This window comes from Hymenobacter volaticus, from assembly GCF_022921055.1.
Lineage (GTDB): Bacteria > Bacteroidota > Bacteroidia > Cytophagales > Hymenobacteraceae > Hymenobacter > Hymenobacter volaticus.
Genome location: NZ_CP095061.1, coordinates 1,465,587 through 1,489,941 on the forward strand (window position 1 = coordinate 1,465,587; position 24,355 = coordinate 1,489,941).

Below are 24,355 nucleotides of genomic sequence, written 5' to 3' on the forward strand. Positions count from 1 at the left end.
TCAGTTTCTTCTGCGAGCTAAAAAACCGAACAACCTTGTCAGCCGATAAAGAAATAACGCCCCCTCTCTTCGCCCTGCTGGCCGACGTAACCGTGCTAAACCAGCACGGCGCTACCGATGTGCCCGTGCAGGCCCTAACGCTCGACTCGCGGCAAGCAGCTCCTGGCTTCGTGTTTTTCGCGTTGCGCGGTGCGGCCACCGACGGCCACCACTTCATTTCGAACGCAGTGCAGCAAGGCGTGTCGGTGATAATTTGCGAGAGTCTGCCGGCCACTCTGGAACCCGGCACAACGTACGTGCAGGTGCCCGACTCAGCCGAGGCAATGGCACACATGGCGGCGGCATTTTATGGGCACCCGTCGCGGAGCTTGCAGCTGATTGGCGTGACGGGCACCAATGGCAAAACCACCTGCGCCACGTTGTTGCACAAGCTGCTGCGGGAGCTAGGCTATCACACCGGTCTGCTGAGCACGGTCCAAAACCAGATCGACGAAGAAGTCATTCCGGCCACGCACACCACCCCCGACGCCATTCGGCTGAACGAGCTGCTGGCCCGCATGGTAAAGGCCGGCTGCACGCATGCTTGCATGGAAGTTAGCTCGCACGCGGTGGTCCAGCATCGTACTACCGCCTTGCGCTTTGCCGGTGGCATCTTCACCAATCTCACCCACGACCACCTCGATTATCACGGCACCTTCGATAATTATCTGAAAGCCAAAAAAGGCTTTTTCGATCAGCTGCCGAAGTCGGCCTTTGCCCTCACCAACGCCGACGACAAGCGCGGCTTAGTGATGCTGCAAAACACGGCTGCTCGCCGCGAAACGTATTCCCTGCGCGGAGCCGCCACTTTCCGGGGTAAGCTGCTCGAAAACGCGGTACATGGTCTGTACTTAGAAGTAGACGGGCGCGAGGTACAGTTTCGCTTGATTGGGGTCTTCAATGCCTACAACCTGCTAGCCGTGTACGGCGCGGCCGTGCTGCTAGGCGAGGATTCATCGGAAGTGCTGACGGTACTCTCAGGATTGCTTTCGGCACCCGGCCGCTTCGAGCCGATTGTATCGCCCAAAACCCGCGTTACGGGCATCATCGACTACGCCCACACGCCCGACGCGCTGGAAAACGTACTCGATACCATTGCCGACATCCGCCAGCCAAGCCAACAGGTAATTACGGTGGTGGGCTGCGGCGGGAACCGCGACGCTGGCAAACGCCCGGTCATGGCCAACCTCGCCTGCCAAGGCTCCGACCGGGTAGTGCTCACTGCCGACAATCCGCGCTTCGAAGATCCACTGGCTATTCTAACCGAAATGCAAGCCGGCGTCAAGGCGCAGGACTTGGCCAAAGTCGTCACTATCCCCGACCGGCGCGAAGCCATCCGAACTGCGGTGCTGCTCGCCGGCCCCGGCGACATTGTGCTAGTTGCCGGCAAAGGCCACGAAACCTACCAGGAAGTGAAGGGTGTGCGGGCCGAATTCGATGATAAAAAAGTGCTCAAGGAGATGTTTGAACAACTTGGGAAATAACGAGCCATTAATCGAAATCTGCAAAAACACAACGCTTGCTTGACCTTAAAAAACTGGAATCTTTGCAGCTTGCCCATTTTTTGACTGCAATCTGCTAACCCCGCGCTCATGCTCTATTATCTCTTCAACTATCTCTACAAAGTGCACCACATACCGGGAACGGGCGTGTTTCAATACATCACGTTCCGGGCAGCACTGGCGGTAGTTACCTCTCTGATTATAGCACAATTCTTCGGCAAGCCCTTGATTCGGGTGTTGCAGCGTGCCCAGATTGGTGAGACAGTACGCGACTTGGGGTTGGAAGGCCAGCTTGCCAAGAAAGGCACGCCAACGATGGGCGGCCTTATCATTCTGCTGGCTATTCTGGTGCCAGTGTTGCTGTTTGCCAAGCTCGATAACATCTACATCGTGCTTATGCTGCTCAGTACCGTTTGGCTTGGGCTGATTGGCTTTGTTGACGACTATATTAAAGTAGTAAAGAAGGACAAGGAAGGCTTAGCCGGGCGCTTTAAGATTATGGGGCAAGTAGGACTTGGCCTCACGGTGGGGTGGGTGCTGTTTTTCTCCAACGAAGTAACCGTACGCCAATACCTGCTCCCCAACGGCCAGCTCTCGGCTGTGGATGCCAGCACAGTGTATCAGGATGTAAAGCTGATGATTACCACGGTGCCCTTCCTGAAGAACAACGAATTAAACTACGGTGACCTGTTTGCTACGGCCGGCGACTTTTTCAATGAGTACTACGCCTTCTTCTACATACCGATAGTCATCCTCATTATCACAGCCGTCAGCAACGGTGCCAACCTCACCGACGGCCTCGACGGGCTGGCAGCGGGTACTTCAGCCGTTATTGGGACGACGCTGGCAATTTTCTGCTTTGTGAGTGGTAACGCGCTGCTAGCCGACTATCTCGACATCATGTTCATACCCAACTGCGGCGAGCTAGTAATTTTCTGTACCGCTTTTGTGGGAGCCTGCGTGGGGTTCCTGTGGTACAATTCGTTTCCGGCGCAGGTATTCATGGGCGACACGGGCTCGTTGGCCATCGGTGGCATTATTGCCGTGCTAGCGCTGATTGTTCGCAAGGAACTGCTGATTCCGGTGCTGTGCGGTGTGTTTTTGGTGGAAAGCCTGTCGGTGATGTTACAGGTAAGCTACTTCAAATACACACGCCGCAAATACGGCGAAGGCAAACGCCTGCTGCGCATGTCGCCGTTGCACCACCACTACCAAAAACTAGGCTACCACGAATCAAAAATCGTGTCGCGCTTCTGGATTGTGGGCATCATGTTGGCCGTCCTGACCTTGGTTACTTTAAAACTGCGCTAATGATTTTCTCGCCGGGTTTTGCTCAGCGAGGTATGCAATACGAACATCAACTATGCACATTGTAGTATTAGGAGCGGCTGAAAGTGGAGTAGGGGCAGCGCTGTTAGCGCAAGCCAAAGGCCACTCCGTGTTCGTATCCGATAAGAGCCCGATTCAGCCGCAATACAAGGAAAAGCTAGCGCAGGCCGGAATTCCTTTCGAGGAAAATCAGCACACGCTGGAGGAAGTATTGAAGGCGCAGGAAGTAATCAAGAGCCCTGGCATCCCGGAAAAGGCGCCCGTCATTCAGGCCCTGCGCGAGAAAGGCACTTCTATTATTTCGGAAATCGAGTTTGCAGGTCGCCACACCAAGGCCAAGTGCATCTGCATCACCGGCACCAACGGCAAAACCACGACCACGCTGCTGACCTATCATTTGCTCAAGGAAGCGGGCTACAACGTGGGCTTGGCCGGTAATGTGGGCTACAGTCTCGCGGAGCAGATTATCGAAGATAAGTTCGACTACTACGTGGTGGAACTCAGCAGCTTCCAACTTGATGATACTTATCATTTCCAGCCCTGGATTTCGGTGCTGCTTAACATCACCCCCGACCACCTAGACCGGTACAACTACTCGCTGGCCAGTTACGCCGAATCCAAGCTGCGCATCATGCGCAACCAGGATAGCAGCGGCTACTTCATCTACAACGCCGACGACGAGAATATCCAGCGCTACTTCCAGGCGGCCCTTCGCTCGGTGCAGCAGCTACCGTTCAGCCTCCACCACCGCCCCGACTACCAGTTAGGCGCCTATTATCTAGATGAGGAAAACATCAGCGTGAATTTGAAGCCCAGTTCTTCCAGTGAAACCGAGAATGTCAATACCGCAAAATCGCCTCTCATTGGGCAGCACAACCGCCAGAACATGATGGCAGCCGTGCTTTGCGCCCGCATAGCCGGTGTGGAGAAACCCAATATCGAGGCAGGCTTAGCTACTTTCCACAACGCCGACCACCGCTTGCAGCCCGTAGGCGAAATCAACGGCGTCCGCTTCATCAACGACAGCAAAGCCACCAACGTAGAAGCGGCCTGGTATGCCCTCGACGGCGTTCAGCAACCGATTATCTGGATTGCGGGCGGCACCGACAAAGGCAACGATTACACCACGCTGGTGCCACTGGCGCAGTCGAAAGTAAAAGCCCTCGTTTGCTTAGGTGTCGACAATGAGAAGTTGCGGACCGTCTTCCAGTCCGTGGTTCCTCATGTAGAAGAAACCCAAAGTGTGACAACCGCCGTGCGCCGTGCCGCCGAACTGGCGCAGCCCGGCGACGTGGTCTTGCTTTCGCCTGCCTGTGCTTCTTTCGACTTGTTTAAAAACTACGAGGACCGAGGCCGTCAATTTGCCGCAGCAGTTAAGGAGTTAGAGAAATAGTAGGCTTTGCTTTAACCTCATCCGCTTAACATCAATTACCAAATCATCCTTTCACCAACTCCTTATATGGACATCGTCAAAAACTGGCTGCGGCAGAACTTGAAAGGTGACCCAGTACTATGGGGCATCGTGATTTTGTTTTCGCTCATTAGTATCGCCGTGGTGTATTCGGCGACTGGTACACTTGCGTATAAGCAGCGGGCGGGCAATACCGAATACTTCCTGCTTAAGCACACCGGCCTGATCTTCGTTGGTTTGGCCTTTATGTGGCTAGCACACCGCATTGACTACCGCTACTATTCGCGGCTGTCATTATACGCGCTGCTGATTTCGGTGCCACTGCTAATATTCACCTTCTTCATGGGGTCGAATATCAACGAGGCGTCGCGCTGGCTTACCATTCCGGTTATCAACCAAACCTTCCAGCCCTCCGACTTAGCCAAGCTAGCCCTGATTGCGCACGTTGCCTCCATGTTGAGCCGCCGCCAGCAAAACGTGCAAGACTTCAAGACTACCCTGCTGCCCGTAATGCTGTGGGTGGGTTTGATTTGTGGCATCATCATTCTGAGTAATGCTTCCACGGCGCTGCTGCTATTTGCTACCTGCTTGTTGCTCATGTTCATTGGACGCGTGCCGCTCAAGCAGATGGCCGTAATGGTAGCTATTGGCGCTGTAGTGGGTGGAGTGGGCCTGGCAACCGGACAGCGGATGAAAACAGTGATATCTCGCATCGAGAACTTCACCGACAAAAGCAAACCGGTGCCGTTTCAGCTGGAGCACAGCTACATTGCCATTGCCACGGGCGGCGTGACGGGCAAGGGTCCCGGCAACAGCACCGAGCGTAACATTCTGCCGCACCCGTATTCCGACTTCATCTTTGCTGTTATCATCGAGGAATACGGTATGGTTGGCGGCGCCTTTGTCGTCTTTCTCTACTTAGCCTTTCTTTATCGAGGGCTACTGACCGTAGTAAACAGCTACGGGGCCTTTGGTGGTCTGCTTTCGGCAGGCCTCACCTTCAGTTTGGTGTTGCAAGCCATGGTGAATATGGGTGTGGCCGTCGGACTAGGCCCAATTACGGGTTTGCCACTGCCATTGCTAAGTATGGGTGGTACCTCGCTCATTTTCACAGGTATTAGCATTGGTATCATCCTGGCTGTTAGCCGTGGCGAGCGTGAAATCCGCCCCATGGTTGGCGAACCTGCTGATACAGCCCGGATACCGAAAGTGTCGTCTTACGCCTAGCCTGATTAGTTCTTAAAATCCCAAGTAGTACACGCTGCGCTGTCCTGCGAGAATCAAGAAATGCCCAACAAAAAGCCCCATACTGCCTCAACTTCCTTACGCGTCATCATCAGTGGTGGCGGCACGGGCGGGCATATCTTCCCGGCAGTAGCTATTGCCAATGAACTGCGCCGTCGTCAGCCAGATGCCGACATCCTATTTGTGGGTGCCAACGGCCGGATGGAAATGACGCGCGTACCCGAAGCTGGCTACGAAATCGTGGGGTTGGATATTGCAGGTTTGCAGCGTCGGCTCACCCCGCAGAACCTGATATTTCCTATTCGGGTGATGCGGGCCGTTCGCAAAGCGGGCAAACTGATCGAGCAATTCCGACCCGATGTGGTGGTAGGCGTGGGGGGCTATGCCTCGGCGCCGGTGCTGCTGGCTGCCACTTCGCGCGGCATTCCTAGCCTTATCCAAGAGCAAAACTCGTATGCCGGCTTGGTGAACAAGCTGCTGAGTCGCCGCGTCAGCAAAATCTGCGTGGCGTACGAGGGCATGGAGAAGTTCTTTCCGCCGGAAAAGTTGGTGCTCACCGGCAACCCCGTCCGTACCGAAATAGCCAGCGGCAACCGTCTGGAAGCACGCCAGTTTTTCGGCCTTACGCTCGACCAACCTGTGCTGCTCGTAATAGGAGGGAGCCTCGGAGCCCGTACACTCAACCAAGCTACTGCTGCCGCCTTGCCGCGCCTGAAAGCGGCTGGCGTGCAGCTCCTGTGGCAAACAGGCAAACTGTATTACCCGGAAGCCGCGCAGCAAGCTGCTCCCTTTGCCGCAGACAACCTGAAGGCGCTGGAATTCGTGCAACGCATGGATTTGGCTTACGCTGCTGCTGATGTGGTGGTCAGCCGGGCCGGGGCACTTTCGGTGTCAGAACTGTGCCTCACAGGTAAGCCGAGCATTCTGGTGCCTTCGCCTAACGTGGCGGAAGACCACCAAACCAAAAATGCTATGGCGCTAGTGCGTAAAGATGCCGCCCTTCTGGTGTCGGATGCTGAAGCTCCTGCCAAGCTCTATGATACAGCGCTGGCGCTGCTACAGAATCCTGCGCAGCAACAGCAACTAGCAACCCAAGTCCAGCAACTGGCCCGCCCGGCTGCTACAACTACCATTGTCGATGAGCTATTGAAGCTAATTGGCAAAGTTCAGATTCCTACTTCCTAATTCTAGATTCATCATTGCTTTGAGTTCTGTCGCTGCATTTCCTTACGTCTACTTCCTCGGTATTGGGGGCATTGGCATGTCCGCGCTGGCGCGCTGGTTTCAAGCTAATGGACACACCGTAGCGGGCTACGACAAAACCAGCACGCCCCTAACTGAGGCACTGGCGGCGGAAGGTATTGCGGTACACTACGAGGATGCCATAGCGAGTATCCCGACGGTAGTGCGCGAGAATAAAGCACAAACGCTCGTCGTGCTTACGCCCGCCATTCCGAAGGACCACCAAGAATGGGCTTGGCTACGCGAAAACGGCTACGACATTCGTAAACGCAGCCAAGTGCTTGGCGTGCTCACGCAGGGGCACCGTACCATTGCCGTAGCAGGTACCCACGGCAAAACCACCACGAGCAGCATGGTGGCACACTTGCTTCACCATGCCGGTGTACCATGTGCGGCTTTCCTCGGCGGCATCTCCGTAAACCTGGGTTCAAACGTGCTACTGCCACCAGCTGGCAATCCTGACGTGCCCATTGTGGTAGAGGCCGACGAATACGACCGAAGCTTCCTTACGTTACACCCCGACATTGCCATAGTCACGAGCACCGACGCCGACCACCTCGACATCTACGGCAATAAGGATGCACTAGTGGAGTCGTTTCGGCAGTTTGTAGGCCAGATTCAGCCCGGCGGCACGCTCATCATCAACCACACGGCCGATGCCAGCGTGGCGGCGGCGGTACCCACTGGTGTCCAGGTTATCCGGTATGGTCTCACGCCTAAGCAGGGGCCTGAACTGTACGCCACGGATATCACGGCGCAAGGTCACCAGTTCCGTTTTGCCCTACACGGGCCACAAGGAACAGTGAACGGGTTGGAGCTAGCAGTGCCTGGCTACCACAACGTAGAGAATATGCTGGCGGCTGCTTGCGTGGCGCAACTTGAAGGCGTAGGCCCCGAATCATTGCAAGCCGCCGTAGCGGCTTATAAAGGAGTAAAGCGTCGGTTCGAGTTCATCGTGACGGCAGGTTCACCTGAGTATCCGAAAGTATATGTAGATGATTATGCCCATCATCCACGCGAAATCGAGGCTTTTCTACGTTCTCTGCGGGCGCTGTATCCGGGGCGGCAGCTGCGGGTTGTGTTTCAGCCCCACTTGTTCACCCGCACCCGCGACTTCGCTCCTGGCTTTGCTGAGAGCTTAAGTTTAGCTGACGAGGTGGTGCTGATGGACATCTATCCGGCTCGGGAGTTACCCTTGGAAGGAGTGACCTCGGAATTGATTTTGTCCCAAATAACGGCTCCTCAAAAGTCGTTGCAAACTGTGGACAAAATTTTGGCAAATGCCGGAATCGATTCTAATTTCGACGTACTCGCTACTGTTGGAGCGGGGGATATCGATAAGTTGGTGCCTGATTTAAAGAATATTTTACATATTCGCTGGAATGAAGCTCAAGCGTAAGGTTCAAAATGTCTTATTTGCCACTAGTTGCCTGATGCTGCTAGGCGGATTGGCGGTGTTTGCCGGGGTACGGCAAGCCAACCGACCTGTTGGCCAAGTTATCGTCACAATCAGCAATGAGTTCAACAACTTCTTTATCAGCGAGCGAGAAGTAACCAGCCTTCTCACGCGGGGAGGAGAGGAGCGTATTGAAGGCAGCACCCCGACGAATTGGATTTACCGGCCTTGGAAGCTCGACTAAAAGCGCATTCCTTCGTAAAGGACGCCCAAGTGTACCGTGACTTGTCGGGCAACCTGCACGCCGATGTACGCCAAAATCGTCCTATCGCACGCCTTGTTCACCCGAATACGCGCCTTGATTCCTACCTCGACGCTGATGGTCACAAGCTGCCGCTCTCGTCGTTGTTTACGGCGCGGGTGGTGCCGGTGTCGCGGCAAAATGGTGCTCCGTTGGCAGCTTCTTTCTTTCAAGATTCCACTGGTCAGCGTTACCTCGAATTATTGCGCTATATTGATGAAAAACCCTTCTGGCGTGCCCAAATAGCTGAAGTATTCATTGCCACCAACGGCAAGGTTTCCTTCACGCAACAAGTGGGCGACCAACGAGTAGAATTTGGCTTTCCCGAGAATATTTCGGAGAAATTCGCGAAACTGATGGTATTTTACCGTCAAATTCCACCGGCGCTAGGCTGGGATACGTACCACCGCGTCAACGTAGAGTTCAAAGATCAGATAATATGTGAGTAGATTTTTCTGCTCCTGAGGCCTGAAAAAGGCTATTTTTGCCAAGTCACACCGCATCCAACTGCTATTTCCCCGCCAGCTTTACCCGACCCTTCCCCATGCAACACGATAAGATTGTAGTCGGCCTCGACATTGGAACCACAAAAATCTGTGCCCTTGTAGGCCGCAAAAACGAGTTTGGCAAACTCGAAATACTAGGTATGGGTAAAGCCGTGTCGGAAGGCGTTGTGCGCGGTATTGTGTCCAACATCGATAAGACGGTGGACGCTATCCGGCGTGCCATTCGGCAGGCCGAAGAAATGTCGGGCATCAATATCGGCGTGGTAAACGTGGGTATTGCCGGGCAGCACATCAAGAGCCTGCAACACAATGGTAGCATCACCCGTGCCTCTGCCGATAGCGAAATCACGCAGGAAGACGTGGAGCGCCTCACCGGCGACATGTACCGCCTCGTGACCCCGCCCGGCTCTCAGATCATCCACGTAATGCCTCAAGATTACAAGGTGGATTACGAGGAAGGCATAATGGACCCTGTGGGTATGTCGGGCGTGCGCTTGGAAGGCAACTTCCACATCATCACGGCGCAAAGCACGGCCATCAACAACATCAACAAGTGTGTCACCAAGGCTGGCCTGGAAATCGATAACCTGATTCTGGAGCCGCTGTCTTCCTCTATGTCCGTGCTGTCGGATGAAGAGAAAGAAGCCGGAGTAGCGTTGATTGACATTGGGGGGGGACTACTGATCTAGCTATTTTCAAAGACGGCATTATTCGCCACGCGGCCGTATTGCCTTTCGGCGGCAACATTGTGACTTCCGACATCAAGTTGGGCTGCCAGGTAATGCAAAACCAGGCCGAGCAATTGAAGGTGAAGTTTGGCAAAGCCATTGCCGAGGAAGCTTCCGATTATGAAATCGTAAGCATCCCTGGCTTACGCGACCGGGCACCGAAAGAAATTTCTCTCAAGAACCTGGCTTACATCATCGAGGCGCGGATGGAGGAAATCATCGAGTTGGTGTATGCCGAAATTCAGCGCACTGGCCACGCCGACAAGCTGGCTGCCGGCATCGTGCTGACGGGTGGCGGTTCGCAGCTTCAGAACCTAGTGCAACTCACCGAGTATGTGACGGGTCTCGACACGCGCATTGGCTACCCCAACGAACACCTCGGCAAGAGCAAGATAGAGGCTGTGAAGTCGCCGATGTTTGCTACTACCGTAGGCCTTGTATTAGCTGGCTACCGTTCGCTCGATGAGCGCCTGAACCGTAATAATTACGAGCAGGAGCAGCAACACATTCCGCAGCCAGCACCGTATTACCAAGCACCAGCGCCTGCTCCGGCACCAGCGCCTGCTCCCGCCGCCAAACCCGTAGCGCAAAAACCTGCGGAACCCAAAGAGCCGAAGAAGCCATCCGGCGCTGGTAAGTTCTTTCAGGACATTATCAGCCGCACTAAAGGACTGCTAATTGACGACTTCGACGACACCAAGTACTAATCTGTTAAATGGTTGAATTGCTAAATGGTTGTCGTTGAACGACCAACAATTTAACCACACAACCATTTAGCCACTCACTTCATGAATTATAAATTCGACATCCCGGCGCAATCCAAGTCCATCATCAAGGTGATTGGCGTGGGTGGGGGCGGCTCCAACGCCGTCAACCACATGTTTGGCCAGGGCATAAAAGACGTAGAATTCGTCATTTGTAACACCGATAAGCAGGCCTTGGCTTCTTCGACGGTGCCTAACCGGCTGCAAATCGGGATGGACCTGACAGAAGGCCTTGGTGCCGGCGCCAACCCGGAGCGCGGCAAGCAAGCGGCTATTGAAAGCCGCGAGCAAATCCGCGAATTGCTCAGCAACGGCACCAAGATGGTGTTCATCACGGCGGGTATGGGTGGTGGTACCGGAACCGGCGCTGCTCCCGTTATTGCCAAAGTAGCCAAGGAGCTAGGCATCCTAACCGTTGGCATCGTGACGGCGCCGTTCATGTTTGAAGGCAAAAAGAAGCGCCAGCAAGCTGAATTGGGTATCAAGGAACTGAGCGAAAACTGCGACACAGTACTAGTAATTCTCAACGACAAACTCCGCGAGATTTACGGTAACCTGCCTATTCGTTCGGCCTTCGCCAAAGCCGACAATGTGCTAAGCACCGCCGCCAAATCCATTGCCGAAATCATCACGGTGACGGCCGATGTGAACGTGGACTTTGAAGACGTGAAAACCGTCATGAAGGACAGCGGGGCTGCCGTTATGGGTAGCAGCATTACGGACGGCGAAAACCGCGCCCGTCGTGCTGCCGAAGAGGCTCTGGCTTCGCCGCTGCTCAACAACACCGACATTCACGGGGCGCAACGTATCCTGCTCAGCATCATGTCTGGCGACCAGGCTGAATTGGAGATGGACGAGCTAACGGAAATCACGGAGTGCATTCAGGACAAAGCTGGACAGAACGCCGAGGTTATTTTCGGTCATGGTATTGACTCTTCGCTAGGTCAGAGCATTCGCGTAACGGTAATTGCCACGGGATTTGCCCGCGAAGCCCACACCATTACGGTGACTCCTTCAACCACTCGGCAGCCGGAGCCCGAAGTGCCAGAGCCTGACCCTCAAATCAATATTTTTGATAAAGATCGGCAGGAGGCAGTATCGAGTGCTCCCATAGTTCCTTCTTTCACGAGTGCTCCAGCACCACCGGTTCCAGCCCCGGCTCCTGAGCCGCAGCCCGTGAAATTTGACCTCGAAACGTCTCCCTACAACGCGCCCGTGCCGCCTGTAGCAGCGCCCTCTTCGCCTGCTCCTGATCCGGTTGTGTATCAGGCACCGCAGCCTGCACCACCATTGCCCGGTCGTCCAGCACTTGATGCACGGGCCGAAGAACGTCGTCGTCGTTTGCAGGAGCTCAGCAATGGCCTTTCCAACGAAGCCATTAAAGACCAGTTGGAGACACCCGCCTATCTACGCCGTCAGGTGAAGCTTGAGAATGTGACGCCCTCTTCCGAGCGCAACATAAGCCGCTTCAACCTTTCCGACGATAACGAATTGCTAGGCGACAACCGCTTCCTGCACGACAACGTCGATTAATTGTCAATACATGAAACAAGAAGGCCGCTGAGATACCTCAGCGGCCTTTTTGTTTTATAGAAGTTATCGGTAAAGCTATTTAAGGTTTAAGGTTGCTTCAATGAATCGACCGGTTGTGCCACTGAATCTGCTGTTGGTAGGCGGTGCGGTAAGTCGGGCTCTCGGTCGGGGCTAAGCTGGCGAGTAGAGGACATAGTGGAGCACGACACCAGCAAGGCTGAAGCACTAATCAGGAACAGCGGAACCAGTAAGTGCTTTGTCATGATACCGGAACTGAGGATAAATGCTCCGCAACTATTGGCTGCCGACGAATTAGGTTGTTGAGTGGCTGCTCTACAAGATAGTGCAAAGCTATGGCCAGTAGGTTCAACACCAAGAAGATAGAAATTAAGTTAAGCCACTTGCCTTCAAAAGGAACAAGGTCGTGCACGAACTGCTGGATAACACCAAAATGAATCAAGTAGAAGATATAGGAGCTTTTGCCTAGGACCTGCAATAGCGTGCTTGACAATAGCTGCCGCAACCACGTCTGTTCGGTGAGCAGCCCTGCAAACAGCACAAGGATGCCACCTGGTAGGGCCACATTATTGAAGGCGACGCCGAATGGATGCTCTTGCCCATAGGCGTAAGGCCCCCGTATCCATACCAAACCAACCAAAACGGCAACAGTCATCAAGCAACCTATACTAGTAAGCAAGCTAGGTATAGCATAGCGCCGTATTCGGCCGCGACGGTACCAAAGAGCCAACTGGATGCCAGCAAAAAACTCGATGCATCGCCCAAAGAAGGTGAAGAGGAGCATAAATTTGAAGTTGGCAAACAGCCCATAGTATTCAAGCGGACGAAACAAGAAGACCAATCCGCAGCCGATTGCCAGCAAGCCAAAGGGCATATACCAAAGTCGGATCCGGCGCTGGAGTAGCAGCCAGAACACAATTGGGGCCAGCAGGTAGAAACATTCTTCGACAGTGAGAGTCCAGCCTTGCGGAATGCCCGAGTAAATAATCGATTCGAAGAAGCCGCGTAACAACAACACGTTGGTTAGCACAACTGTCGAGTCCAGAGTGCCTTCTTGGTGATAAAGCCACGCAAAATTGAGGCACGTTATCAGGAAAAACATCGGGTAGATGCGTGCAAACCGGTTACGCAGGTACTGTTTCCACCAGGCAGTTGTAAAGCGAATATGGTCGATGTAGCGCAGCGTAATTAGGAAACCGCTGAGTACAAAGAAAACGGGTACCCCGATGTGAAATTCTACCAGAAGGTAATGCAGCAAAGGTGTCGAGCCTCCTTCGTAGAAAGGGTTGAAGTGGTGCAAAAACACCATGTAGGCCGCTATGGCTCGGATACCAGTGAATGCAGGTAAGTAAGTTGAGGCTGGCGATGCTTGTGCAGCAAGAGGCGGCATAGAAGTGAAACGAGGAAAGGCTAGCGGGTAAGATACCTCGTTTTCCGTTCTCGAAATTCACCTGATAGTAGTTGGCCTTAGAAGGGATTAGAAAACCGTGGATCCTGAATAAACGTGGAATCAGTCAGCGTTTTCAGGAAGGCAACCAGCTGCCGTTTCTCCGTAACTGTGAGGCCAAGTTTAGTTCCGCCCGGCGTGTTGGAGAGCAGCAAAATAGGATCGGCGGTGTTGGTGTCGATATGCTCGTTGTAATGGTCCACTACTTCTTCTAATGTTTGGAACCGGCCATCGTGCATATAAGGAGCCGTTAGGGCAATATTGCGGAGGGTAGGTACGCGAAACTTACCTCGGTCGGATGCGACGCCTGTTACGCCAAAGCGGCCAAGATCAGTGGAAACAGGTAGGCCATTGTTGAAGTATTGCGTCAGGCCGCCAGGAGCAGTGAAGTTGGTGGAAGTAAACAAGTAGTTATTGCCGTTATGGCAATGGTCGCAGGAGCCACCGCGAGCTAATATGTTGCCGCCCTCACCAGGATGATTGAAGAAAAGGACGCGGCCAGCGCGCTCATCAGCTGTCAACCGGGGGCCGCCCGGCAGTAGCGACTTTTCATAGCGAGTATTCGAAGAAATCAGCGTCCGCTCAAATTGCGCGAGGGCCTTTAGCACGTTTTCTTCGGTGATGGTAGCAGAACCAAACGCGCTGGCAAATAGTGGCGGATACAAGGTAGTTTGCTGCAATTTGCGCACGCCGTCGGCTAGGCTCTGGTGCAACTCAACGGGGTTTTCGATAGGCGTGCGCGCTTGCTTTTCGAATCTAGTGGCCGACCCGTCCCAGTTCAGATTGGGCTCCCATAGTAAATTAACCAACGACATGGCATTGCGCTGATGCGCTATGCCATCAACCCCAATAGCAAGGGCCCTACCATCTGAAAACGCTTTGCTTTGCTGGTGGCAACTGCCGCACGACATAGAATTGTCGCGCGAGAGGCGAACTTCATAAAACAGCTTGCGGCCCAGGTCCACCCCTTCTACCGTCATAGAATTGTCGGTGGGCAGCACAACATCTTGAGGCAGCTGCGTAGGCAACGTCAGGTTGTAAGGCGTTGTCGACGTAACGGGTGGTGCTGGCAACTCAGGGTCTTTCTTATCACAACTAGCAGCCAAGAGGAGCAACACCCCTGATAGCAGCAGCCCAACCTGTCGATAAGTAGAGTGAAGATTCATAAAAAAGAGGCAAGCCTATAACTCAAGATACTGATTTGCAATGCGAAAACGGCAGTAAGCCTAACGGTAGTACAAGTTGAATTATTTGAAAACAGAACAGCAATTGAAATGTAGCATTTCCATATTATACCGGATTATCTATTGTTCTGCTAGCTGTGGGTCATTTATAAATTGTTCGTCGGTAAGGGTAGCCAAAAACAACAGCAGATTTTGGCGCTCTTCAGCGGAAAGAGAGATGCCAGGCCGCTGGCCAACTCGCTGCAACTGCGGGTCAAGCGTAGCTGACTCTACCATACCGTGGTCGTAATGATCGAACACTTCGGCTAGCGTATTGAAGCGGCCATCATGCATGTAAGGTGCGGTTAGGGCTACGTTGCGTAGACTAGGCACTTTGAAGCGTCCAGCATCGAGACTGCTGCGGGTGATATGCGCCCGTCCGGAATCCTGCGGAAACCTCCGATCCAACCCATTATTGCGAAACGACTCGTCCGTGAACAATTCGCCAGTATGGCAGTTTCCGCACTTTTGGCGCAGCACAGCTAAGCCGCGTAGCTCGGCATCGGTGAGGGCGCTACCTGCTTCGTGGCGAGTGTGGTGGTCGTAGCGGGAGTTGCTGGAAGTAAGGGATGCTGTAAACTGGGTTAGTGCCCGCAGAAATTGATAGGAGTCGATAGGACCGCTACCTCCGAAAACCTGCGCAAAGCGGCGTTGGTAGTTGGCATCGGCGTTCAGCTTGTGGAGTATAGTGTCTATGTTCTCATCCATTTCCAGCGGATTCGTGATAGGAGCCATGGGCATCGTTTCGATGTGTTTGGGTCCTCCATCCGCAAAGAAATTGGGTTTCCAACGCAGGTTTTGTAGTGCCGGAACATTGCGAGTTCCTAACCGGCCATCAACTCCCCGGCTCAAACGATGCCCTGCGTCGGCAAAAGCCTTAGACTGCTGATGGCAGCTACCGCACGACACCTTTCCGGTACGCGACAACCGAGGGTCATAGAACAAAGTGCGTCCCAGCTCGAAAGCTGCGCGAGTAGGTGGGTTTTCATTTAAGCCATACACCGGTGCAGGGAAATTACTAGGCAGTTGAGCGCCCGGTATTTCTTTGTCCGACAACATGTCTGCGTCAGGTCGGCAACTAGTGGTGGCCAGCCCAACTGCGGCTAACAAACTCCAGGTAGCTACGAGCCAGAAGTAAGATTTCATGGTCGTAACCCCTATGGGTTATTCAGTATATTCTGTATCAACTGCACTGACTGTGAACATGCCGGCGGCTTGGTTTTTAGCTACTCTTACAGCATCATCACCACCCATTACGTTGTTGGTTTTACTGAACAAGATAATCTCTGGACCCGTGAACATCCTAAGTACATCGGCTCGCACATGTACTCCTGGAGTCCGCGATTCTCGCACTTGAATGACCCTATTGTTCATAGCTGGTGACACTACCTTTCTGTTTGAGTTGCCTCCGATGTGGAATACTAGAGCTTTATTTGGTGCTTGGGTAGAGCTACCTTCCATCTTGGTGAAGATGTAGCCTGTATCCCAGGTCCAGAACATGTCGCTAATAGCCAAGGCGCCCGTTTGGGCGCCTCCGGTGTTGCGGGTTGTATCTACACCAAGGGTAAACGTTAAGCTATTGTAGTTGCCAACGGGCACATCAGGAATAGTAAACTTGAGAGAAGCCTCACGGGCTTGATCAAGTAGATAATAGCTGTTAGGCTGGATAAACTCGGTGCCATCAGCTCTTTTTAACTTGATATTGGAAATGTAGTAGCGAAAGATAGTAACCTTGAAGTCCTCATTGGAAGGAGTTGAATAGGGGGTTACGCTGTTCAATTCAAGCGGACTATCACCTACTACGTTTTCAAATTCCAGAGCCACTTTGCCCTTCTTAACATCAGGGTCTGGCGAATCCGTATCTTCTTTGCAACCAGTAAAAACTGCCGAAAGAGCTAAGAAGAAAAGCCAAAAGAGAGGGTGGGGCGCTACTTTCATCTTCAAGAATTTTTCAAGGATGTTGCGTTCAGGCTGTAATAGAGGCGATAATGAATAACGTATCTCTAGTGATTCTATGATGAGGCTTACTAGAAATAAGCGAAATAATCCTGCCTGAAAACTACGACTTCTCAAAACCGGATAGTAAAGAATCCTATGTTTTGGTGCTGTATAAAAAGTGGCAGGACCGAAGCTTAATGACTTCTCAAAATAGCAAATGAAGCTACCGCAAGAAAGTTCTTAGAACACTAACAGTTGCTCCACTTGCTCGTGCAGCAATTGCTGATAAAGCGGATGGTCGAGCGTACCGTCTTCTTTCAAATATTTATCAATAAAGGGAAGTCGTACGCGGGCTGGCAGCACCGCCGTACCTAGGTACATAAGCACATCGGAGAGGTGGCTCAGGGCGAGCAGACCACCTTGGCCCCCCGAAGACAAACCAATCAAAGCCGCTTTCTTCCCACGAATGCCTCCAGGATAAGGTAGGCCATCAATGAATGTCTTAAGCACTCCCGGATACGAACAGTTGTACTCGGGCACTACTAGAACCAGTTTATCAGCCTCACTAGCCAAGCTAGCTAGTTCATTGAAGCCATCATGATTACCTACGTTCCCATAAAGTGCCGAAACGCTCACGTCATCAGGTAGCAGGGCCAAGTCCAGTAATTGGCACTCTGCGTTTTCGTTGCGCAGCAGGCCTAGGTATAAATCAGCAATGCGACGCGCCCGTGAGTTGGCCCGGTTGGTACCGGCAATGACTGTTATCATGGAATCGAAGTAAAGAAGGGAGAACGGATGAGAGTACGAGTTGCACCTGAACGATGAAGCGAGTTTTACAAAGCTTCAGTGGCTAGTCCAGGAGGCTAAAAGGCAACAAAAAAGCGAAACGGCAGGCCGTTTCGCTTTTCCAAAACTTGTATAGTAATAACCAGCATTACCTATGCTAGGTTATTGGAAGTAGCTTTAGCTGACAAGAATTCACGGTTCAGAATGGCGATGTTTTCCAGCGAAATGCCGACAGGGCATTCTGCAGCGCAAGAGCCGATGTTGCTGCAAGCACCAAACCCTTCTTTGTCCATTTGCGCTACCATGTTCTCGACACGGGTCTTGCGCTCTACGTGTCCTTGTGGCAGCAAAGCTAACTGGCTAACTTTCGCACTTACAAACAGCATAGCCGACGAGTTCTTGCAGGAGGCTACGCAGGCACCGCACGCAATACAGGTAGCCGCTTCGAAGGCACGGTCAGCAATTTCCTTAGGAATTGGAATTTCGTTGCCGTCTGGCGCTCCACCCGTATTTACGCTTACGTAGCCACCCGCCTGAATAATACGGTCGAAGGCAGAACGGTCTACGCTTAGGTCCTTGTTGATAGGAAATGCTGTTGACCGCCAAGGTTCGATAGTGATGGTGTCACCATCACTGAACTTACGCATGTGCAACTGGCAAGTAGTTGTACCTGCCTCTGGGCCATGAGCCCGGCCATTAATGAAGAGGTTACACGATCCACAAATACCTTCGCGGCAGTCGTGGTCGAATGCGACAGGCTCGTCGCCTTTACGTAGCAAATCCTCGTTCAAAACATCAAGCATTTCCAAAAACGACATTTCGGGAGAGATGTCGCGCACTTGGTAATCCACGATTTTGCCGGTCGTATTGCGGTTTTTCTGCCGCCACACGCGCAGCGTGAGGTTCATTGGTTTGGCGTTGGGGTTACTTCCGGCCATTAGTATAGGGGGTCTTAGGGTCTTGGGAACGTAGGGTCTTGATTGGCATTATCAGCCCTAGGCCCTGGTCCCCGCAGTATTTACAGTTAAAACAATCAAGGTGAAAATTAAGTGCAGACTAAAAGCTAAGTAAGGCTCCTGAAAACTGCTTTCAGGAGCCTTAGCTCTCTTTAAGTCTACTACTTATAGCTCCGCTGCGTGAGCTTCACGTTTTCGAACGTCAGTTCCTCCTTGTTTAGGATTTCCGGCTTGTTCTCGCCATTGTACTGCCAAGCAGCCACATAAGCGAAGTTCTCATCATCGCGCAATGCTTCACCTTCAGGAGTCTGGTATTCTTCGCGGAAGTGACCACCACAGCTTTCGTTGCGGTGCAGGGCGTCGTCAACCATTAATTCGCCTAGCTCTATGAAGTCGGCTACGCGGCCAGCGCTTTCCAGCATCTGGTTCAACTCTTGGTCGGTACCAGTGAGCTTCAAGTCGGACCAGAACTCGCGACGCAATTTCTGGATTTCCTGCTTAGCGTGCTGCAAGCCTTCGGCATTGCGAGCCATACCGCAGTATTCCCACATGATGTGGCCGAGAGCTTTGTGGAATTCACCAGGGCTACGAGTCCCGTTGATGCTCATCAGCTTGTTGATACGCTCCCGTACACCAGCTTCAGCTTCTTCGAAAGCCAAATGATTGGTAGTAACAGGGGTAGGAGGGGTCTGCGCTAGCTGATCACCAATGGTATAAGGAATTACGAAATAGCCATCAGCAAGTCCTTGCATCAGAGCCGAGGCCCCGAGGCGGTTAGCACCGTGGTCAGAGAAGTTACACTCTCCTGTGGCGTACAGAGCCGGGATAGTAGTTTGCAGGTTATAGTCCACCCACAGGCCACCCATCGTGTAGTGCACGGCAGGATAAATGCGCATTGGCTGCTTATAGGGGTCTTCGCCAGTGATTTTCTCGTACATAGCGAACAGGTTACCATACTTCTGGCTTACAGAGTCGGCACCGGTGCGCTTGATGATGTCGGCGAAGTCTAGGTATACAGCTAAGCCCGAGGAACCTACGCCACGGCCTTCGTCGCACATTTGCTTGGCATTGCGCGAAGCCACGTCGCGTGGTACGAGGTTACCGAAAGCAGGGTACTTGCGCTCCAAGAAGTAGTCCCGATCCTCTTCGGAAATATCGTTTACCGTTATTTCGCCTTTGCGCAAGCGCTCAGCGGTTTCCACAGTTTTGGGCACCCATACGCGGCCATCGTTACGCAACGACTCAGACATCAACGTCAGCTTCGACTGGTAGTCACCTGATACTGGAATACAAGTCGGGTGAATCTGAGTGAAGCAAGGGTTAGCAAAATAAGCTCCCTTTTTGTGCGCCCGCCAGGCAGCAGTAGCGTTGCAGTACTTAGCATTCGTGCTCAGGTAGAATACGTTGCCATAACCACCCGTAGCCAATACCACTGCATGAGCAGCATGCCGTTCTATTTCACCAGTGATCAGGTTACGCGTGATAATGCCGCGTGCCTGACCATCGGCTACCACCAGATCCAGCATTTCGGAACGGGTGTACATCTTTACCTTGCCATAGGCAATCTGGCGCGAAAGAGCGGAATAAGCTCCTAGCAGCAGTTGCTGTCCGGTTTGGCCACGGGCATAGAACGTACGGCTTACTTGAGCGCCACCAAACGAACGGTTGGCCAGTAACCCACCATATTCACGGGCAAACGGTACGCCCTGGGCTACACACTGGTCGATGATGTTTACCGATACCTGCGCCAAACGGTACACGTTGGCTTCGCGGGCACGGTAGTCACCACCTTTGACGGTGTCATAAAACAAACGGAAAATAGAGTCGCCGTCGTTTTGGTAGTTTTTAGCGGCATTAATACCCCCTGTGCAGCAATAGAGTGCGCACGGCGGGGAGAATCGTGGTATGTAAAGGCTTTTACGTTATAGCCTAGCTCTGCCAAGGAAGCAGCGGCGGCACCGCCTGCCAAGCCCGTACCTACTACAATAATGTCGTACTTACGTTTGTTGGCTGGGTTAACGAGCTTAACGTTGAACTTATGCTTCTCCCATTTTTCGGCCAAGGGGCCTTCGGGAATTTTGGAATCCTGAAACATCAGCTAGGCAGATTAGGACTTGAAAATAAAGAAGTACAGCGGCATAGCTGCGAATCCAGCACAAACGATGATGGAGAAAGCGTAGCCGACCATCTTAATAACAGGCGTGTACTTGCGGTGGTTTAAACCTAGCGTCTGAAATCCACTATTAAAACCGTGGAGTAAATGGTAACAGAGCGCCACTTGGGCGAGCACATACAGCAATACGTACCACCACGTCTGAAACGAGGTCATCACTACCCCATACAAGTTCTTATTGTTCTGCGAGTCGAAGGGGAGCGGCTCGTAGTGAAAACGGTAATAGAAATTATAAAGGTGCACGATCAGGAAAACCAGAATGATGGAGCCAAGCAGGCCCATATTCCGCGACTTCCAGTCGCTGTTCTGCCCAATATTATCGACAACGTACTTTTGATTGCCCCGGGCCGCTTGGTTGCGGCGCGTCAGAACGATAGACTCGTAGATGTGAAAGCCAAAGCCAGCTACCAATATGATTTCGGCTACCCGAATCAACGGATTGGTGCTCATGAAGTGCGAGTAGGTATTGAAGGCCAAGCCTCCGTCGCCTTTGAAAAGTTGTAGGTTACCAATTAGATGCACGACCAGAAACGAGCAAAGGAAAAGTCCGGTCACGGACATAATAACCTTGCGGCCAATACTACTGGTAACCGTCTTGTTAATCCAACTCATAGAAGCTGCTAAAGGGTTTGTTGAGGTCATTTGTAGCTGCCAAAGGTACATGGCAACCTACTAGGAAACAATTGAAATAAACTTCGGCGTTCCCTCGTTAGCTCGCATGAATCAATATGCGCGCTACTCCGTTATAGAAATGGAGTCTGCTGATTCTTTTACCAACCTATAGGTCTGATTTTTGTTAGATTAGTCCTAAGGTTTCGCTGTTGTTCAGCTGCTGGCCTTTCCTCTTCTCATTACCCGCCTCTATGTTGCGTCCGTTACTATTCCGTTTGGCCCGGTTTGGGTCATTGTTGTTGCTTCTGGTGGGGTTGTTGACTTTGGCGTTCCCAACCCAAGCAACCCACATCCGGGCCGGTGATATCCAATCAAAGGTTGATACCACCGCCGGCGCCAATCCGCGGCGTATTTTCTTTCGATTAACCCTCTACTGTAGAGACCCAGCGAGTGGTGTGCCCGACCAGCCTACCGCTGCCATTTTCTTCGGCGATGGTAGCTGTGACTTGAATGTAGCCCGCACTACTAACGTGCTGCTTCAGCCTGACGTGCGGCGCTACACATACGAGTTCGAGCATACGTATGGGGCACCAAGTCCGCCCGGCAATCCGTATAGAGTTAGTTTTATTGGGGAGAACCGAAATGCAGGAATCAGGAATATGTCGAACTCTGTGAACCAGTCGTTCTACATATCTACCACGGTTACCATTGACCCGGCTTTATTGCAGAACCGCTCTCCGGTACTTCGGCGCCCTGCCATTGACAACGCAGTAGTGGGGCAGGTTTTTCAACACAACCCCGCTGCATACGACGCCGATGGAGATTCTTTGGCGTATGCGCTTGTAAACAGCCAGCAAGCTGGAAATGCAGCAGCAGTAGTGAACTGTACTCCTGCACCTGCCTCCGTTCCTAATTTTGTATTGCCTAATGCAGCCGCTCCTGGTGTGCAGGTGCCTTTCACTGGGCCGCCAGTAGGAGTGCCTGGAGACAACGCTATTTTTCAGATAGACCCTGTTACGGGGCAAGTGGTATGGAACGCTCCTAGTTCGCCTGGCGAGTATAACTTTGCCTTGGTGGTGAAGGAATACCGCCGCGTGGTAGTGGGTGGCCAACGTACTTACCGCCTTATTGCCGAGGTTATCCGAGACCTGCAGGTTACGGTGCGTGCAAACAACAACAAGCTGCCAGAACTAGTAATCCCGGCCGACCTATGCGTAGTAGCTGGTACGCCCGTGGTGGGCAACGTGCGCGCCACCGACCCCGATGGCAACCGGGTACGGCTCTCCGCTAACAGTGGAATTCTGCCCCCGGCCACTTTCACGCAATCCTCCTTCGGTCCCCCTACGGCAACAGGCACCTTCCGTTGGACGCCCGATTGTAATAACATTGCTGCCGCCCCTACGCAAGTAGTTTTCAATGCTACTGATGAGCCTACTGGAGCCAATGCTGTACCGCTGACCGACATCCGCACGTGGCGCATTACCGTTATCGGCCCGGCGCCACAGAACCTGCGCGCCACCGCCATTACCGGCCCCAACAACGCGCGCAACACCCGCTTGACGTGGAACAGTTACATCTGCCGCAAGCCTGGGGCACGGGTGCTGATCTACCGGCGTGAGGGTTCCAACAATACGCCCTTTGGTCCTTGCGAGACGGGTATCCCGGCCTCCTCGGGCTATGTGCAGATTGCTTCCCTCACTTACACGGGCACCACCGACATCGTCGACTACACCGACACCAACGGCGGGCAAGGCCTGGAGCGAGGCAAGACCTACTGCTACCGCATCTACGTGGCTTTCCCGCTGCCCGCCGGGGCGCTAGCCTGGCCTCACAGGAAGCGTGCGTGGAGTTCCCGGGCCGGGCCCTGCTCATGCGCAACGTGACGGTGGACCGCACGGCTACCAGTGCCGGCCAGATCACCGTGCGCTGGACCAAGCCCCGCAGCACGCCTGCCTTCGCCGACCCGCAGCAGTTTCGCGTGCTGCGCGCCCAAGGTCAGGGCGGCACGCAGACTTTCACCCAAGTCGGGCCACTTATTACAGTGGCGCCCAACACAAATGACACGACTTACGTCGATGCCGACCCCTCGCTGGACACGCAAAACCGCGCCTACACCTACAAGGTGGAGTTCCTGAGTCAGAACGTGGTGACCGAGACGGCCACGGCGGCCTCGAGTGTGCGCCTGGAGGGGACGGCTACGCCCGCTGTATCAACCACGGACCTAAACACGATTGACGTGCGCTGGACCTATAATGTACCCTGGGACAACACGCGCCAGCCCACGGTCATCTACCGCCGAGGCCCGGACCCGAGTGGGCCGTTTGTGCGCATCGGCACGGCCACGAGCACAGCCACGGGCGGCAGCTACCGCGACCAAGGCACGGCCACGCAGCGCTTGATCAAAGGTCAGACCTATTGCTACTATGTCGAAACGACCGGCACCTACAACAATCCCGAAAAACTGCCGAGTGGACTGGTGAACCTAAGCCAGCAGCAGTGCATTGCCGTGCGCAACGTGCCGTGCGCACCGGTGCTGCGCCTGCAACAGTCCAACTGCGACAGCCTAGCCAGCCGCCTGTTCGATTTGCCTGCAACCCCCCTCAGCGGGCCGGTCTACACCAACCGGCTGAGCTGGCAACTGAGCACTACTCCTGCTGACTGCAGTCGTGCCATCGCCGCTTACAACCTTTACTATGCTCCAGCTGGCCAGGATTCGCTGCGCTTCCTGACTACAGTACCCGCTACGCAGACCAGCTACGAGCATCGCAACCTCTCCTCGGAAGCAGCCTGCTATGCCGTGCAGGCCGTCGATTCGAGCGGCACGCTCAGCGCGCTCAGCAACCGCGCCTGCAAAGAGGACTGCCAGCTCTTCTTGCTGCCCAACATCTTTACTCCTAACGGCGACGGTAAGAACGACACGTTCCGGCCCAAGGTCTTCACCCCGATCCGACGCACCCACTTCACCGTCTTCAACCGCTGGGGCGTCAAGATCTACGAGAGCAGCGCTGACCCGCTCATCAACTGGCGTGGAGGCGGCAGCCGCAGTGAGGGCGGCGCCTCACCGTCCGTGGTCGAAGGCGTCTATTACTATCAGGCCGAGGTCGAGTTTGGCGATGTGGCCAACACCAAGCGTACTTACAAAGGGTGGGTGCAAATCACCCGCTAGTAATTTTGCTTAGCGCGCTGTTTACAAAGCCCGTTGCCTT

At 53.5% G+C, this 24,355-nt stretch carries 19 protein-coding genes and 2 pseudogenes; 12 read left to right on the top strand and 9 right to left on the bottom strand.

From position 1 onward, the window contains the following. The first annotated feature begins 35 nt into the window (after positions 1 to 35). From MUN86_RS06425 to ftsZ, 10 genes and pseudogenes are all read left to right on the top strand, one after another. The gene (locus tag MUN86_RS06425; RefSeq protein WP_375379473.1) at positions 36 to 1,523 is read left to right on the top strand and encodes a UDP-N-acetylmuramoyl-L-alanyl-D-glutamate--2,6-diaminopimelate ligase; all 1,488 of its coding nucleotides are present in this window, start codon (positions 36 to 38) and stop codon (positions 1,521 to 1,523) included. A gap of 108 nt (positions 1,524 to 1,631) precedes the next feature. After that, positions 1,632 to 2,852, top strand: coding sequence for a phospho-N-acetylmuramoyl-pentapeptide-transferase (gene mraY, locus MUN86_RS06430; RefSeq protein ID WP_245123148.1), 1,221 nt, complete (start codon positions 1,632 to 1,634; stop codon positions 2,850 to 2,852). 52 nt (positions 2,853 to 2,904) lie between these two features. Further along, on the top strand, positions 2,905 to 4,263 hold the full coding sequence (gene murD, locus MUN86_RS06435) for a UDP-N-acetylmuramoyl-L-alanine--D-glutamate ligase (RefSeq protein ID WP_245123152.1): 1,359 nt from the start codon (positions 2,905 to 2,907) through the stop codon (positions 4,261 to 4,263). A gap of 66 nt (positions 4,264 to 4,329) precedes the next feature. Further along, entirely contained in the window at positions 4,330 to 5,508 is a 1,179-nt protein-coding gene (locus MUN86_RS06440) for an FtsW/RodA/SpoVE family cell cycle protein (protein ID WP_245123154.1), read from the top strand. A gap of 60 nt (positions 5,509 to 5,568) precedes the next feature. Next, positions 5,569 to 6,711 carry an undecaprenyldiphospho-muramoylpentapeptide beta-N-acetylglucosaminyltransferase gene (gene murG / locus MUN86_RS06445; protein WP_245123156.1) on the top strand — a complete coding sequence of 381 codons (1,143 nt, stop codon included), beginning with the start codon at positions 5,569 to 5,571 and terminating at the stop codon, positions 6,709 to 6,711. A gap of 19 nt (positions 6,712 to 6,730) precedes the next feature. Next, entirely contained in the window at positions 6,731 to 8,167 is a 1,437-nt protein-coding gene (gene murC / locus MUN86_RS06450; protein WP_280640609.1) for a UDP-N-acetylmuramate--L-alanine ligase, read from the top strand. Further along, positions 8,151 to 8,408, top strand: coding sequence for a hypothetical protein (locus MUN86_RS06455; protein ID WP_245123158.1), 258 nt, complete (start codon positions 8,151 to 8,153; stop codon positions 8,406 to 8,408). The genes murC and MUN86_RS06455 overlap by 17 nt, the downstream gene beginning before the upstream one ends. Next, positions 8,393 to 8,914 carry a cell division protein FtsQ/DivIB gene (locus MUN86_RS06460; protein ID WP_245123160.1) on the top strand — a complete coding sequence of 174 codons (522 nt, stop codon included), beginning with the start codon at positions 8,393 to 8,395 and terminating at the stop codon, positions 8,912 to 8,914. Before MUN86_RS06455 ends, MUN86_RS06460 begins: the two co-directional genes overlap by 16 nt. A 95-nt stretch (positions 8,915 to 9,009) precedes the next feature. Next, positions 9,010 to 10,406: pseudogene (ftsA, locus tag MUN86_RS06465) on the top strand (cell division protein FtsA). A gap of 81 nt (positions 10,407 to 10,487) precedes the next feature. Continuing rightward, positions 10,488 to 11,996, top strand: coding sequence for a cell division protein FtsZ (gene ftsZ, locus MUN86_RS06470; protein ID WP_245123163.1), 1,509 nt, complete (start codon positions 10,488 to 10,490; stop codon positions 11,994 to 11,996). Positions 11,997 to 12,082: 86 nt separating this feature from the next. Here ftsZ and MUN86_RS06475 read toward each other — a convergent pair whose 3' ends face one another. The 9 genes and pseudogenes from MUN86_RS06475 to MUN86_RS06515 all read right to left on the bottom strand — a co-directional run bounded on the left by MUN86_RS06475 (position 12,083) and on the right by MUN86_RS06515 (position 21,149). Next, positions 12,083 to 12,259 carry a hypothetical protein gene (locus tag MUN86_RS06475; RefSeq protein WP_245123166.1) on the bottom strand — a complete coding sequence of 59 codons (177 nt, stop codon included), beginning with the start codon at positions 12,257 to 12,259 and terminating at the stop codon, positions 12,083 to 12,085. Next, positions 12,256 to 13,404, bottom strand: a complete 1,149-nt coding sequence (locus MUN86_RS06480) for an acyltransferase family protein (RefSeq protein ID WP_245123168.1) — start codon at positions 13,402 to 13,404, stop codon at positions 12,256 to 12,258. The genes MUN86_RS06475 and MUN86_RS06480 overlap by 4 nt, the downstream gene beginning before the upstream one ends. A 77-nt stretch (positions 13,405 to 13,481) precedes the next feature. Beyond that, entirely contained in the window at positions 13,482 to 14,627 is a 1,146-nt protein-coding gene (locus MUN86_RS06485; protein WP_245123171.1) for a cytochrome-c peroxidase, read from the bottom strand. A gap of 138 nt (positions 14,628 to 14,765) precedes the next feature. Continuing rightward, positions 14,766 to 15,830, bottom strand: a complete 1,065-nt coding sequence (locus MUN86_RS06490) for a cytochrome-c peroxidase (protein WP_245123174.1) — start codon at positions 15,828 to 15,830, stop codon at positions 14,766 to 14,768. A gap of 18 nt (positions 15,831 to 15,848) precedes the next feature. Beyond that, on the bottom strand, positions 15,849 to 16,622 hold the full coding sequence (locus MUN86_RS06495) for an MbnP family protein (protein ID WP_245123176.1): 774 nt from the start codon (positions 16,620 to 16,622) through the stop codon (positions 15,849 to 15,851). Positions 16,623 to 16,862: 240 nt separating this feature from the next. Further along, entirely contained in the window at positions 16,863 to 17,390 is a 528-nt protein-coding gene (locus MUN86_RS06500; protein ID WP_245123179.1) for an NADPH-dependent FMN reductase, read from the bottom strand. Between the two features lie 170 nt (positions 17,391 to 17,560). Beyond that, positions 17,561 to 18,316 (bottom strand): succinate dehydrogenase/fumarate reductase iron-sulfur subunit, encoded by a 756-nt coding sequence (locus tag MUN86_RS06505; RefSeq protein ID WP_245125636.1) that lies wholly within the window; start codon positions 18,314 to 18,316, stop codon positions 17,561 to 17,563. A gap of 209 nt (positions 18,317 to 18,525) precedes the next feature. Next, positions 18,526 to 20,459 (bottom strand): annotated as a pseudogene (locus tag MUN86_RS06510) (fumarate reductase/succinate dehydrogenase flavoprotein subunit). Between the two features lie 12 nt (positions 20,460 to 20,471). After that, entirely contained in the window at positions 20,472 to 21,149 is a 678-nt protein-coding gene (locus MUN86_RS06515; RefSeq protein WP_245123182.1) for a succinate dehydrogenase cytochrome b subunit, read from the bottom strand. 251 nt (positions 21,150 to 21,400) lie between these two features. On the opposite strand from MUN86_RS06515, the gene MUN86_RS06520 reads away from it, so the two are divergent. Further along, entirely contained in the window at positions 21,401 to 23,032 is a 1,632-nt protein-coding gene (locus MUN86_RS06520) for a hypothetical protein (protein WP_245123185.1), read from the top strand. Next, a complete protein-coding gene (locus MUN86_RS06525) occupies positions 22,993 to 24,315 on the top strand; it encodes a T9SS type B sorting domain-containing protein (RefSeq protein WP_245123188.1) in 1,323 nt (440 codons plus the stop codon). Before MUN86_RS06520 ends, MUN86_RS06525 begins: the two co-directional genes overlap by 40 nt. Positions 24,316 to 24,355 lie beyond the last annotated feature (40 nt).

Excerpts from the sequence above, each read along its gene's own strand:
- mraY (WP_245123148.1), top strand. The coding sequence starts at position 1,632 with ATGCTCTATTATCTCTTCAACTATCTCTACAAAGTGCACCACATACCG.
- murD (WP_245123152.1), top strand. The coding sequence starts at position 2,905 with ATGCACATTGTAGTATTAGGAGCGGCTGAAAGTGGAGTAGGGGCAGCG.
- MUN86_RS06440 (WP_245123154.1), top strand. The coding sequence starts at position 4,330 with ATGGACATCGTCAAAAACTGGCTGCGGCAGAACTTGAAAGGTGACCCA.
- murG (WP_245123156.1), top strand. The coding sequence starts at position 5,569 with ATGCCCAACAAAAAGCCCCATACTGCCTCAACTTCCTTACGCGTCATC.
- MUN86_RS06455 (WP_245123158.1), top strand. The coding sequence starts at position 8,151 with ATGAAGCTCAAGCGTAAGGTTCAAAATGTCTTATTTGCCACTAGTTGC.
- ftsZ (WP_245123163.1), top strand. The coding sequence starts at position 10,488 with ATGAATTATAAATTCGACATCCCGGCGCAATCCAAGTCCATCATCAAG.
- MUN86_RS06475 (WP_245123166.1), bottom strand. The coding sequence starts at position 12,259 with ATGACAAAGCACTTACTGGTTCCGCTGTTCCTGATTAGTGCTTCAGCC.
- MUN86_RS06480 (WP_245123168.1), bottom strand. The coding sequence starts at position 13,404 with ATGCCGCCTCTTGCTGCACAAGCATCGCCAGCCTCAACTTACTTACCT.
- MUN86_RS06485 (WP_245123171.1), bottom strand. The coding sequence starts at position 14,627 with ATGAATCTTCACTCTACTTATCGACAGGTTGGGCTGCTGCTATCAGGG.
- MUN86_RS06490 (WP_245123174.1), bottom strand. The coding sequence starts at position 15,830 with ATGAAATCTTACTTCTGGCTCGTAGCTACCTGGAGTTTGTTAGCCGCA.
- MUN86_RS06495 (WP_245123176.1), bottom strand. The coding sequence starts at position 16,622 with ATGAAAGTAGCGCCCCACCCTCTCTTTTGGCTTTTCTTCTTAGCTCTT.
- MUN86_RS06500 (WP_245123179.1), bottom strand. The coding sequence starts at position 17,390 with ATGATAACAGTCATTGCCGGTACCAACCGGGCCAACTCACGGGCGCGT.
- MUN86_RS06505 (WP_245125636.1), bottom strand. The coding sequence starts at position 18,316 with ATGAACCTCACGCTGCGCGTGTGGCGGCAGAAAAACCGCAATACGACC.
- MUN86_RS06515 (WP_245123182.1), bottom strand. The coding sequence starts at position 21,149 with ATGAGTTGGATTAACAAGACGGTTACCAGTAGTATTGGCCGCAAGGTT.
- MUN86_RS06520 (WP_245123185.1), top strand. The coding sequence starts at position 21,401 with ATGTTGCGTCCGTTACTATTCCGTTTGGCCCGGTTTGGGTCATTGTTG.